The sequence below is a fragment of the Pedobacter sp. SG908 genome (assembly GCF_011759615.1).
Taxonomy (GTDB): Bacteria; Bacteroidota; Bacteroidia; order Sphingobacteriales; family Sphingobacteriaceae; genus Pedobacter; species Pedobacter riviphilus.
Map to the genome: position 1 here is coordinate 890764 of NZ_JAAOYY010000002.1, position 12579 is coordinate 903342.

Here is a 12579-nt window from a genome sequence, read left to right on the forward strand (position 1 = left end):
TTTAGAACAAGCTTTTGTTAAAAAACAATGTCTTAAAAGTGCCGAGCGTAATTAATAAACCTTTATTACCTGTCCTGTTACAATGCCCAGCACGCTTTTCTCGTAAGCTTTAACTACTTTCTCCATGGCAACCGGAATCTCGCCAGGAAAAGAATCGAAATAAGCAGGGGAATCTTCAACCACGTTGGGACTGATGGCGTTTATACGAACGCCATTTTCGAGTTCTGGGGCAGCAGCGAGAACAAAAGAATTTAATCCTCCATTTACTGCACTTAGTGCGGCACCGGCAGCTACAGGATGATCGGCCAATATACCCGAAGTTAGCGTAAATGAACCGCCTCGATTAATGTAATGCTGGCCGATAAGTACGAGGTTAACCTGACCCAATAGTTTGTCTAGTAAGCCACTCTTAAATGCTTCACCCGTCATCTGGCTTACAGGCACAAATGGGCCTTTTCCGCTGGTACTGATCAGGGCATCGAAAGCGCCAATCTGCTCGAACATGGCCTTAATTGATGCTTCCTTGGTAATATCTACCTGAACATCACCTTTGGTATTTCCTACGCGGATTATCTCGTGTTTTTGGGCAAAAGCTTCAGCTACTTTTTTGCCCAGTGTACCTGTTGCACCTACAATTATTATTTTCATAGAAACCTGTTTGATTTGTGTATACTAATTTAGCATCGTTATTAAACAGCTGGGGCATTAAAATGTTTGTATATCCTCAATCGTGCAACGCCATTTCCACTTCAAGGTCGGCAATCAAAAGATCGATATCCGATTGCATTACATTAGGCATGCAGATGATATGCGAATTTCCCTGTTCTGCTGCCAGCTGCCATTTTTTACAGATTGTTGCAGGTGGGGTAGGGAAGTTTACGGTAATGGCATTCACATTCCGCCACGCTGCAATACCAATTTCTTTAAGCTTGGTTTCCGTATAAGCTGCGGTTGCTAAACTGTGCATGGTTCTGCTTTTTAAACCTGCTATACCCAAACGTTTAATGGTGTGCCATAAAAATAAGGGGCTATGCCCATTTCTAGAGCCAGTAATGGTGGTGTCAACACTTCCGATATAAGCCACCGAACGGGCAATTCGATCGCGGTTCGATTTTTTGGCAACTACCACTCCGCAAGGCATGGGCGAACCAAAAAACTTATGACCACTAATGGCGATGCTGTCTGCACCATCTTCAAAGTCGAATGCTGGTCTTGGTTCAATTAATGCACTGTACGTGCCAGAAAGTGCTGCATCGGCATGTATATAATAATGCTGGATAGCCAGTTTTTTTAAGATGCTTTTAATTTTGGCCACATCATCACGTGCTTCGGTCATGGTGGTGCCAATATTGGCCATAATAATAACAGGCATATGGCGGTTCATCCGGATGGTGTGTTCAAGGTCTTCGTAATCGATTTCTCCGTTTTCCTGTGTACGGATAACAATGTTCGACATATTGAGTAAATGCAGGTTCTTTTGCACGCTATAATGTGTCGCTTCCGAATAATAAACCATTCCTTTTGGATGTAACTCGCGGGCAAGGTATAAGCCATATAGATTGCCTTCTGAGCCGCCATTGGTTACATAACCCCACCAATTATCTGCAGGAGCACGGAAAAGTTCGGCAAAAAACTGGACTACTTCTTTTTCCAGCTCACGAGAGCCTACGCCGTAGGTTGAAGTAACGAAAGGATCACCCAGGTTGTTCATCGGATATTTTAAAAATTCGGATAATGCCTGATAATCGAAATCTTTCGAAACGGGATAACCTAAAAATAAATCGGTCTGTTGCTTAACATTTTCCAATAGATCATTTAATACCTGTTGATCCTTTTCCTGTAATTTGCTCGCTTCCATAAAAGAGATGATTTGCTGCCAAAATTAGCAAAAACAGAATATAGTATTATTATTTTATGATAATTAAGTATATTATTTTGTTTTTAATGTTTTTAATGAATTAAAATTCTGTGTAGGCTGTAGATTTATCCTCGCAAAATATAAAATATGGCTACTGAAGGTTAAGGAGTGCTTGTCTTACCGCATTGTCGGTTTGATTTGCTGCCTTATAATAGCCTACATCGCCCAGATAGTAGCGACAAAGCAAGGCTTTAAGGTCATTTAAGATCACATTTTTCGAATTGTACAATTGAAAACGATCTATCGCTATGTTTTTACGTTGAAGAAACCCGATAAAATCTTTAAAATCATTATCGTTTATGGTGAAGATATTGATATTCTGTTCTACAAAACTGGCACTGTACTTATTGGTAAGTACATTAAACACGTAATCGGAAAGTACTTTCTTACTTACTAAATTACTGTAAAACTTATTGTAACCATTCGTGTCTAATCTCACAAATATATCTGGCTGGATACCGCCAATAGGTTTAACTTTTCTGTTCTGCTGAATATTTACACCTTCGGTTTTCTCAATAGAATCTTGAAAAGAAGTACGGTCTCCTGTAAGCTCTCCGTCCATCATCCGCTCGTCTAATTCATGTTTGTAAGCGTCGTAACCTTTTTTGTAAGATTTTTGGATACTCCGGCCAGATGGTGTGTAATATCTTGCGATGGTTAAGTTCAATGCAGAGCCGTCTCCAAAAGCAAATTGCTCCTGTACCAAACCTTTGCCAAAGGAGCGGCGGCCAACAATAATCCCTCGCCCCAAATCCTGGATAGCCCCTGCTACAATTTCGCTGGCCGAGGCCGTATTTTCATTAATTAAGACAGCCAGTTTGCCATTTTGAAAAGCGCCTGTTCCTGTAGAAAAATAATCGGTACGTGGCTCATGCTTACCCTGCGTATACACAATAAGTTTGTTCTCGCCCAAAAACTGATCAGCAAGTCCTGTAGCTGCAGTGAAATAACCACCTCCATTATCGCGCAGGTCAAGAATCAGCTTTTTCATGCCCTTTGCTTTCAGGTTGTTAGCCGCGACGGAGAAATCGTTGTCGGTATTAGCACCAAATTTACTGATTCGTACATAACCTGTTTCGTTGTTGATCATATAGGCGGCATCAATGCTGCTGATGTTTACTTTGCCGCGGGTAACCATGATTCGGTTACTTTGTGAAGCCCCCGAGTGTAAAAGCACTACGCTCACACCAGTTCCAGATTTACCTTTAAAACGACCGGTAAGTTGGTCTTTGGGTAGGTTTCGGCCACTTACTACTGCGGTATCGATACTCAAAATCTTATCGCCCAATTTAATTCCTGCCTGGTAAGCTGGCCCATCCTTAACCACACTGGTAACCATCATGGTATCGTTAAGCATATAATATTCTATACCTACGCCTTCAAAGTTCCCTTCCAGGTTATCGGTCATATCTTGCGCATCCGTTGGTGGGAGGTAAACACTATGTGGATCGAGTTGGTGTAAAACACTGTCGATAGGTAAGTTTTGAAGCGAATCGGTATTGATGTCATCAACATAATTGCCATTGATGATGTGTAAGATCTCGTTTAATTTTTCGTCGCTATTGTTGGCTAACTGCGGACTTTTTTTAACGCCAAAACCTTGATCCTTAATGAATTTTATGCCCAAAAACATACCCGCTATTAAAATTACAGAATAGCTTAAAGCGATCAGTGCGTTATTACGGGTATTTTTTTTCATCAGCGTTACTGCAAATTTATGAAAATTAGCGAGTTGATATATTTTTTAACTGCATTTTCATGTCTTTTGTTTATAATATTTAACATTAATTAACGCAAGGAAGGCGTCGCTTGAAATTTATGACACATATTTTTGGATTTTTAGCGCAGTTTTTAGAAAGAATTTACCGAATTTTATCAAAATTAAATTTATGAATAGAGTTACCGAGCAAGAATCTAACTATGACCACATCGATCAGATGTCGGTATTAGAAGTTTTGCAGGGCATTAATAACGAAGATAAAACTGTAGCATTTGCAGTTGAAAAATGTTTGCCTCAGATTGAAAAATTAACGTCGGCAGTGGCTGGACGGATGAAAAAAGGTGGCCGTCTCTTTTATATAGGTGCAGGTACAAGTGGCCGTTTAGGTGTAGTAGATGCTTCAGAATGCCCGCCTACTTACGGTGTTCCTTTTGATTGGGTTGTAGGAATTATTGCTGGCGGCGATACAGCCATTAGAAGAGCGGTAGAATTTGCTGAAGATGATGCCGAACAAGCCTGGAAAGATCTTCAGGAATTTGAGATTAATGAAAAAGATTGTTTAGTTGGCCTGGCAGCATCGGGTACTACCCCGTACGTCATCGGTGGTTTAAACACGGCACGCAAGCATGGCATTTTAACCGGCTGTATTGTTTGCAATACCGGTGGGCCAATAGCTGCCGAATCTGATTTTCCAGTTGAAGTAGTAGTAGGGCCTGAGTTTATTACCGGTTCTACCCGGATGAAATCGGGTACGGCGCAAAAGATGGTATTAAACATGTTAAGCACTACTGTTATGGTTCAGTTGGGGCGTGTAGTTGGCAATAAAATGGTCGATATGCAGTTAACCAATCATAAGCTGGTAGACCGTGGTACACAAATGGTTGCCGATGAACTGAATATAGGCTATGAAGAAGCAGCAGAGTTATTAACCCGTTATGGAAGTGTGCGTAAAGCAGTTGAAGCCGGACATTAAGAAATGAGAGAATGCTTGAGTGATAGAATTAGAGGGTGATTGAATTCAGCAGCAGTATCAAACATTCACTCATTCAAAACTCACTCATTCAATAATTAAAAAGAAGCATGCACGAAATTGAGCCTTATTATCAGTGGAGAGATGATTATATTTCGGCAGAAGATGAGCGTTCGCCATTTTACAATACCGAATATTCGGAACTTTACTTCGATAAGCAGATTTATAACTTTTTACTGCACCCACAATGGGATGAGTTCGGCTCGAATACCTTGTACATGAAGGTGTTGTACGTTGATTATGACCGCAGTTATGCCATTATAGAGTTTATAGGGGAATGGAACGATGCCATTAATAACGATATTATGCTGCTGAAACGCGATATTTTAGAGCTGATGATGGACGAAGGCATTAATAAATTTATCCTGATCGGTGAAAATGTGCTTAATTTTCATGCCTCTGATGACAGTTATTATGAAGAGTGGTTTCAGGAAGTAGAAGATGGCTGGATTGTTGGGGTAAATTTTCAGGAACACGTAATCACCGAGTTTCGCGATAATAACATCGATTATTACATTAACTTTGGTGGTGCATTTGACAATCTGCCATGGCGCACACTAAAACCACTACAGTTCTTTAAAAAAGTTGAAGAACTGCTGACAAAAAGATTAAACTAAATATTTATTTTTATATAGTTAAATACACAAATTTAAAATGGAACAACAAAATTATCAATATCAAGACAACAGTGTTTTTGTACAGGAAAAATCTGCATCTAAACGTTTCTTTGGAAATGTTTTCTTATGGATGTTTGTGGCATTAACTGTTTCAACAGTTGCAGCTTACTTTATCGCCAGCACACCGGAAGTATTGAATTATCTTTTATCTTATAACCCACAAACAGGTAAGGGTGGCTTTACTGTGTTAGGTTACATTGCAATATTTGCACCACTAGGGCTAGTATTCCTGATGGGGGCCGGTATGCAACGAATGTCTTATCAGGCGTTAATAGGCGTGTTTTTGCTTTATTCTGTATTAACAGGAGTAATGCTCAGTTTCATCTTGTTAACCTATTCTTTACCATCAGTGGTAATTAGTTTTGCCGCAGCAGCCGCGATATTTGCAGTAATGGCAATAATGGGATATACTACAGATACAGATTTGAGTAAGTTTGGCCCAATATTATTTGCCGGTGTAATCGGTTTAGTGATCATTAGCGTTATCAATATGTTTTTGGGAAGCTCAACATTAGGTTATATTATGGGATTTATCGGAGTGGCGATTTTTACTGCATTAACTGCATATAAAGTTCAGGAGCTTAAAAGAATAGGTGAAGGTTTGGATGAAAATGGAAACACTTTAGGCGTAAATGAAAGCAAAAAATTAGCAATCATGGGTGCGCTTTCACTTTACATTACTTTTATTAACTTGTTTTTATCACTATTGCGTATTTTCGGTAACAGAAGATAATCTCCAGAAACAGAACAATATTCTTAATTCTTAAGGCCGCGCAGTTTTGCGTGGCCTTTGTAATTTTATTTGGTAGCAATGCGATAAATTTTGGAATTGATGTTGCTTTGTTGCATTTTTGTATGCTTATTAAGAAAGACGGAGGGATTAGACCCAACGAAGTCTTAGCAACCTGTAACCTACAAGGTGCTAAATTCTATTCTGCAAATAGCGGAAACAGATAAGTTTAGGATTACGATTCACGTACCAACTTTTTAAATAAGCCTTTTAGAGACTTGAGACTATAGATTTGAGATTTGAGACATTGCGTCTTATCCATGCTCATATCTAACATCTCATATCTCAAATCTTACAACAAGAATGAGCATAAGAGAAGAATTAGAAAAACGTATTTTGGTGATTGATGGTGCAATGGGTACCATGATTCAGCGATATACCCTAACCGAAGAAGATTTTAGAGGGGAACGATTTAAAAACCATCCCTGTGATGTAAAAGGCAATAACGATTTGCTCAACATCACACGTCCGGATATTATTAAAACAATACACCTGGAGTACCTGGCTGCTGGTGCCGATATCATCGAAACTAATACATTCAGTACACAGCGCATTTCCATGGCCGATTACCAGATGGAAGACCTTTCTTACGAGATGAGTTTTGAAGGTGCACGTGTGGCAAAAGAAGCCGTAAACGAATTTATGGCTGCAAATCCAGATCGTAAATGCTTTGTGGCCGGTGCTATTGGCCCAACCAACCGTACCCTTTCCATGTCGCCAAATGTAAACGACCCTGGTTTTAGGGCGGTTTATTTTGATGAACTGGAAGCAGCTTATTACGAACAGGTACGTGGTTTGGTAGATGGTGGTTCTGATGTATTATTAATCGAAACCATTTTCGATACGTTAAATGCTAAAGTGGCTATTGTGGCCATTAAAAAATATGAAGAGGTAATTGGCCGTAAACTGGAGATCATGATTTCTGGTACTATTACAGATGCCTCTGGAAGAACGCTTTCAGGCCAAACAGCCGAAGCTTTTTTAAACTCTGTAATGCATGCTAAACCATTAAGTATTGGTTTTAACTGTGCTTTGGGAGCTAAAGAAATGCGTCCGCATATTGAGGAGCTTGCCGCAAAAGCAGGTTGTTATGTTTCGGCCTATCCAAATGCAGGTTTACCAAATGAGTTTGGAGCTTATGATGAGCAACCGCATGAAACGGCACATTTGGTAGACGATTTTATTGCATCAGGTTTTGTGAACATTGTGGGTGGCTGTTGTGGTACCACGCCAGAGCATATTGGTTGTATTGCTAAAAATGCGAGGAAAGCCGAGCCGAGGAAAGTACCAGTGCTTGAGCCTTACATGCGTTTAAGCGGATTGGAACCGGTAACCATCACTCCAGAAAGCATTTTCGTCAATATTGGTGAAAGAACAAATATTACCGGATCCCCTAAATTCTCTAAACTGATCTTAGGCGGTGATTATGAAGCTGCATTGGCTGTTGCCTTACAACAGGTTGAGGGCGGTGCGCAGGTAATCGATGTGAACATGGACGAAGGGATGTTGGATTCGGAAGCGGCAATGACCAAATTCTTAAACCTCATTGCCTCTGAACCTGATATTGCTAAATTGCCCATCATGGTCGATTCATCCAAATGGTCGGTTATTGAAAACGGCTTAAAATGTTTACAGGGAAAAGGGATTGTAAACTCCATCTCCTTAAAGGAAGGGGAGGAGAAATTCCGCGAAAGCGCCCGCAAAATTATGCAATATGGTGCTGCGGTAGTAGTAATGGCTTTTGATGAGCAGGGACAGGCTGATAATTACGAGCGTAGAAAGGAAATTTGCAAAAGAAGTTACGATATCCTGGTGAATGAAATTGGTTTCCCGGCAGAGGATATTATTTTCGATCCGAATATCTTAACCGTTGCAACAGGATTGGAAGAGCATAATAATTATGCAGTCGATTTTATAAATGCCACCCGTTGGATTAAAGAAAACCTGCCTCATGCTAAAGTGAGTGGAGGGGTTTCTAACATTTCGTTCTCTTTTAGGGGAAATAATGTAGTGCGAGAAGCCATGCACTCGGCATTTCTTTACCATGCCATTCAGGCTGGTTTAGATATGGGAATTGTAAATGCGGGGATGTTGGAGGTTTACCAGGAAATTCCACCCGAACTACTAGAAAGGGTAGAAGATGTGCTCTTAAACCGAAGGGAAGATGCAACAGAGCGTTTGGTAGAATATGCTGATACCGTAAAATCGAAAGGTAAAGAGGTGGTTAAAGATGAAGAGTGGAGAAAAGGCTCTGTTGAAGAGAGATTATCTCATTCTTTGGTTAAAGGAATTGTAGAATACCTGGATGATGATGTAGAGGAGGCCAGACAAAAATATGCCCGCCCGATTCAGGTAATCGAGGGGCCGTTGATGGACGGGATGAATATTGTGGGTGATTTATTCGGTGCCGGAAAAATGTTCTTGCCCCAGGTGGTTAAATCGGCAAGGGTAATGAAAAAAGCCGTAGCCTATTTATTGCCATTTATAGAACAGGAGAAACTGGATAATCCCGATCAGGATCAAAACTCTTCCGCAGGAAAAGTATTAATGGCCACTGTTAAGGGCGATGTGCACGATATAGGAAAAAATATTGTGGGCGTGGTTTTAGCCTGTAACAACTTCGAAATTGTTGATATGGGCGTGATGGTTCCTGCGCAGGAGATCATTAAAAAAGCCAAGGAAATAAATGCCGATATTATTGGCTTAAGCGGTTTAATTACACCATCACTTGATGAAATGGTTCACTTTGCAAAAGAAATGGAACGCGAAGGCTTTACCATTCCATTAATTATCGGCGGTGCAACTACCTCAAGGATCCACGCGGCAGTAAAAGTAGCACCAAATTACTCTGGACCTGCTATCCACGTGTTAGATGCTTCCAGAAGCGTTACGGTTTGCAGTACTTTAATGAATCCAGATACCAGAGACGAATATATTGCAGGTATCAGGGCCGAATATGATAAAGCCCGTGAAGCGCATTTAAACAAACGATCGGATAAACGCTTTAAAACCCTAGAAGAAGCACGTGCAAATAAATTTAAGATCGATTTTCAACCTAATCTACCTGTTCCGGAATTTACTGGTACAAGGATCTTCGATAATTATCCTTTAGAAGAACTGGTTCCATATATCGATTGGACGCCATTTTTTCATACCTGGGAGCTCCGTGGTAGTTACCCGAAAATTTTCGATGATAAAAATGTAGGCGATGAAGCGAAGAAACTTTTCGATGATGCACAGACTTTATTAAAACGTATCCTCGACGAAAAATTGTTAACAGCAAGAGCCGTAATTGGTTTCTGGCCGGCAAATGCGGTAGGAGACGATATTCAGCTAACAGTTGCCGGTGATCAGTTGTCAAATGACTCCGAACTGAAAACTGAGAACTCTAAACTGGTAACTATTCATACCCTTCGCCAGCAGGCCGAAAAAGTAGATGGGCAACCTTACTATGCTTTATCTGATTTCATTGCACCGAAAGAAAGTGGTATTCAGGATTACTTTGGTGGTTTTGCCGTAACCGCAGGTATCGGCATTGATGAACTGGTGAATGAGTTCGAATCCAATTACGATGATTACAACAGCATCATGGCCAAAGCATTGGCCGATCGTTTAGCTGAAGCTTTTGCCGAGCGGATGCACGAACGCGTGCGTAAAGAATACTGGGGTTATGCACAGGATGAAAATTTGAGCAATAAGGAATTGATTAAGGAGGAATATGCAGGTATTCGTCCGGCCCCAGGTTACCCTGCTTGTCCGGAACATACTGAAAAAGGAACTTTATTCCAGTTGCTTGATGCAGAGAATAAAATAGGATTACGCTTAACCGAAAGTTATGCCATGTATCCAACAGCGGCAGTAAGTGGGTTTTATTTCGCGCATCCCGATTCGAGGTATTTTGGATTAGGAAAAATTACTAAAGATCAGATTGAAGATTACGCCATCAGAAAGAATATGCCGATTGAAGAAGTAGAACGGTGGTTGAGTCCGAATTTAGCTTATTAAGCCCTAACCTCTAAAGGGAGAGGGAATTGTATACAAATTAAAATTTAAAGTCTCGATTATTCGGGATTAGGAGTATGAAGATTACAGAACATATAAAAAACGCAAAGGGTAAAACCTTGTTCTCTTTTGAATTATTGCCGCCTATTAAAGGGCAAAGTATACAATGGATTTATGATGCAATAGAACCATTGCTAGAGTTTAATCCGCCTTTTATTGATGTAACTTCGCTCCGCGAGGATTACATTTATAAAGAACAAGCCAATGGTTTGCTACAAAAGGTATCTTATCGCAAGCGTCCGGGTACTATTGCCATTTGTGCAGCTATTATCCATAAATATAAGGTTGATGCCGTTCCGCATCTTATTTGCGGTGGATTTACCAAAGAAGAAACCGAAAATGCATTGATCGATTTACAGTTTTTGGGTATCGATAATGTTTTGGCTTTGCGTGGTGATGCCCGTAAGGCAGATGGGAATTTCGTGCCAACTCCTGGCGGACACAGTTATGCTACAGATTTGATCGAGCACATCAAGAACCATAACGAAGGTAAATTTCTCCACGAAGATGTAGAAACCTTTAAAAGCGATTTCTGTATCGGTGTGGCTGGCTACCCTGAAAAACATTTCGAAGCGCCTAACATGAGTACCGATTTCAAATACTTGAAAAAGAAAGTTGAAGCTGGCGCAGAGTTTATTGTTACGCAGATGTTTTTCGATAATCAGAAGTATTTCGATTTTGTAAAGAAATGCAGGGAAAACGATATCAATATTCCAATTATACCAGGGTTGAAGCCTATAAGTACCTTATCGCAGTTAAATGTATTACCTAAAATATTTCATATTGATTTGCCCGATGAGTTAACGGATGCGCTATCGCATGCCAAAAACAACAACGAGGCAAAAGAAATTGGTACAGAGGCCATGATTAAACAATGTAAAGAACTGATTGATTTTGGTGCCCCGGTATTACACTTTTATACCATGGGCCGTCCTGAGCAGACCAAAAAGATTGCGAAAGCTATTTTTTAAAGATTGAAATAATCATGTGTGTTATACTCGAAATTCTTACAGAAGTTTAACCTTAAAATTATTGTTTTAATACTATAGCGTTTATCTTTGTACCGATGAAATTTGATGGCCTTAAATATGTATTGATTGCCTGCATTGCGATAGCTTTTTTCTTAAAAGTAAGCCATGCAGTTTCGTATTTAAGCTATTCTAGCAATAATGTTGAAGTTTTATCCACAAATGATGACGCAACAGAGAAAGAAGAAAAGAAAGTAGAAACAGAATATGCGGTGCAACAGATCGTGTTTCATGGAGCATTATATTTTCCACTTCAAACTTCAAAAAAGGTGATTATTCCTGATCATTCTTTCCAACTGGCTTATTTCCCAGAGGTTTTAACGCCACCACCTTCCGTATAAATGCACCTTTAGGTTTATTTTCTCATTTCGCAATAGCGGAATCAATTTTCTAGTTCAAAAATTACAAAATGATAGATATGAAACGAGCAATTTCATTAGCAGTGCTGTTAATCGCTGCCTCTTTAAAAATCAGTGCACAAGAAGTTGTGCAGAACAATGTTAAACCGGTAGAAAATGCCCTAAATCAGGTTACCAAGTTGCAGCCCGTAAGTTTTAGTTATGATAAAGCCTGGGCCGAAAAACTGAAGTTATCTGCTAAACCACAATATGGTTTTGTGGGGGCTGATGCTAAAACTGCTTTTCCTGAAATTGTTTCTGTACAGGCAAAAAGTTATGTGTCAGGTAAAAACGCATTTAAAAACGCTACTATTACCAAGGTAGATTACGAAAGCTTAGTCCCGCTTTTGGTTGCCAGTATAAAAGAGCAACAAGAGCAAATAGAACAATTAAGGGCAGAAGTAAACAGTTTAAAATCCAGAAATACAAAGTAGTCTTTTTAGATTTATAGTTGATTCAGGTCGGAGTAATGTTCCGACCTTTTTATTTTTATAAATAAAACGATCCTACGCAACGCTTTAATTTTTATTTTTATGTAATTAACCAATATAAATCTACTTTAAAAAAAACAATTCTTATGAAAAAGCTTATTCAATTATTCCTGTTTTGTATAGCGCTGGCTGTGTTACCCTCGCAAAATACTAAGGCTGAAATTAATGCCAGTAAATTTTTTAGCATCGGTTTAAATTTAAGTAATGGAACTGGTGATAACGGATCTATTTACCTGTACGGACCTACTCCTATTAGTGCTTATTTTGGCCCAAGTGGAGGTTCGTATGGTCCGTTGACGGCCGGCACCTATACTGTTATTATTTATACTGCAGCCCCAGGTTCGCGCACTTTTAGATTTAATGGACAAGCGATTACCACCAGCGCTGGAAGTGCAACATTTAATAATGTTAGCATTACTTCTACAGCTTTCGCTTCTGTTAATTAAATAAATATTTTCAAATTGG

At 39.7% G+C, this 12579-nt stretch carries 11 protein-coding genes and 1 riboswitch; of the genes, 8 read left to right on the forward strand and 3 right to left on the reverse strand.

Annotated elements, in window-relative coordinates:
• Window positions 1-51: 51 nt before the first annotated feature.
• The 3 genes from FHT21_RS18830 to FHT21_RS18840 all read right to left on the reverse strand — a co-directional run bounded on the left by FHT21_RS18830 (window position 52) and on the right by FHT21_RS18840 (window position 3617).
• Window positions 52-648, reverse strand: a complete 597-nt coding sequence (locus FHT21_RS18830) for a short chain dehydrogenase (RefSeq protein ID WP_167296270.1) — start codon at window positions 646-648, stop codon at window positions 52-54.
• A 76-nt stretch (window positions 649-724) separates the two neighbouring features.
• Window positions 725-1858 carry a histidine decarboxylase gene (locus FHT21_RS18835; protein ID WP_167296271.1) on the reverse strand — a complete coding sequence of 378 codons (1134 nt, stop codon included), beginning with the start codon at window positions 1856-1858 and terminating at the stop codon, window positions 725-727.
• A gap of 151 nt (window positions 1859-2009) precedes the next feature.
• Complete coding sequence (locus tag FHT21_RS18840; RefSeq protein ID WP_167296272.1) at window positions 2010-3617, reverse strand: S41 family peptidase; 1608 nt, start codon at window positions 3615-3617, stop codon at window positions 2010-2012.
• 190 nt (window positions 3618-3807) lie between these two features.
• On the opposite strand from FHT21_RS18840, the gene murQ reads away from it, so the two are divergent.
• From murQ to FHT21_RS18880, 8 genes are all read left to right on the forward strand, one after another.
• Window positions 3808-4611: an N-acetylmuramic acid 6-phosphate etherase gene (gene murQ, locus FHT21_RS18845; protein ID WP_167296273.1), complete on the forward strand. Its 804-nt coding sequence runs from the start codon at window positions 3808-3810 to the stop codon at window positions 4609-4611.
• Window positions 4612-4718: 107 nt separating this feature from the next.
• On the forward strand, window positions 4719-5285 hold the full coding sequence (locus tag FHT21_RS18850) for a hypothetical protein (protein ID WP_167296274.1): 567 nt from the start codon (window positions 4719-4721) through the stop codon (window positions 5283-5285).
• A 37-nt stretch (window positions 5286-5322) separates the two neighbouring features.
• The gene (locus tag FHT21_RS18855) at window positions 5323-6078 is read left to right on the forward strand and encodes a Bax inhibitor-1/YccA family protein (protein WP_167296275.1); all 756 of its coding nucleotides are present in this window, start codon (window positions 5323-5325) and stop codon (window positions 6076-6078) included.
• Window positions 6079-6201: 123 nt separating this feature from the next.
• Window positions 6202-6305, forward strand: a riboswitch (SAM riboswitch).
• 133 nt (window positions 6306-6438) lie between these two features.
• Complete coding sequence (gene metH, locus FHT21_RS18860) at window positions 6439-10140, forward strand: methionine synthase (protein WP_167296276.1); 3702 nt, start codon at window positions 6439-6441, stop codon at window positions 10138-10140.
• 74 nt (window positions 10141-10214) lie between these two features.
• Window positions 10215-11168: a methylenetetrahydrofolate reductase [NAD(P)H] gene (gene metF, locus FHT21_RS18865; RefSeq protein ID WP_167296277.1), complete on the forward strand. Its 954-nt coding sequence runs from the start codon at window positions 10215-10217 to the stop codon at window positions 11166-11168.
• A 95-nt stretch (window positions 11169-11263) separates the two neighbouring features.
• Window positions 11264-11566: a hypothetical protein gene (locus tag FHT21_RS18870; RefSeq protein ID WP_167296278.1), complete on the forward strand. Its 303-nt coding sequence runs from the start codon at window positions 11264-11266 to the stop codon at window positions 11564-11566.
• Window positions 11567-11643: 77 nt separating this feature from the next.
• Complete coding sequence (locus FHT21_RS18875; protein WP_167296279.1) at window positions 11644-12057, forward strand: tail fiber domain-containing protein; 414 nt, start codon at window positions 11644-11646, stop codon at window positions 12055-12057.
• A 143-nt stretch (window positions 12058-12200) separates the two neighbouring features.
• Entirely contained in the window at window positions 12201-12560 is a 360-nt protein-coding gene (locus FHT21_RS18880) for a hypothetical protein (RefSeq protein ID WP_167296280.1), read from the forward strand.
• The last annotated feature ends 19 nt before the right edge of the window (window positions 12561-12579 follow it).

Excerpts from the sequence above, each read along its gene's own strand:
- FHT21_RS18850 (WP_167296274.1), top strand. The coding sequence starts at position 4,719 with ATGCACGAAATTGAGCCTTATTATCAGTGGAGAGATGATTATATTTCG.
- metH (WP_167296276.1), top strand. The coding sequence starts at position 6,439 with ATGAGCATAAGAGAAGAATTAGAAAAACGTATTTTGGTGATTGATGGT.
- FHT21_RS18870 (WP_167296278.1), top strand. The coding sequence starts at position 11,264 with ATGAAATTTGATGGCCTTAAATATGTATTGATTGCCTGCATTGCGATA.
- FHT21_RS18855 (WP_167296275.1), top strand. The coding sequence starts at position 5,323 with ATGGAACAACAAAATTATCAATATCAAGACAACAGTGTTTTTGTACAG.
- FHT21_RS18880 (WP_167296280.1), top strand. The coding sequence starts at position 12,201 with ATGAAAAAGCTTATTCAATTATTCCTGTTTTGTATAGCGCTGGCTGTG.
- metF (WP_167296277.1), top strand. The coding sequence starts at position 10,215 with ATGAAGATTACAGAACATATAAAAAACGCAAAGGGTAAAACCTTGTTC.
- murQ (WP_167296273.1), top strand. The coding sequence starts at position 3,808 with ATGAATAGAGTTACCGAGCAAGAATCTAACTATGACCACATCGATCAG.
- FHT21_RS18840 (WP_167296272.1), bottom strand. The coding sequence starts at position 3,617 with ATGAAAAAAAATACCCGTAATAACGCACTGATCGCTTTAAGCTATTCT.
- FHT21_RS18835 (WP_167296271.1), bottom strand. The coding sequence starts at position 1,858 with ATGGAAGCGAGCAAATTACAGGAAAAGGATCAACAGGTATTAAATGAT.
- FHT21_RS18875 (WP_167296279.1), top strand. The coding sequence starts at position 11,644 with ATGAAACGAGCAATTTCATTAGCAGTGCTGTTAATCGCTGCCTCTTTA.
- FHT21_RS18830 (WP_167296270.1), bottom strand. The coding sequence starts at position 648 with ATGAAAATAATAATTGTAGGTGCAACAGGTACACTGGGCAAAAAAGTA.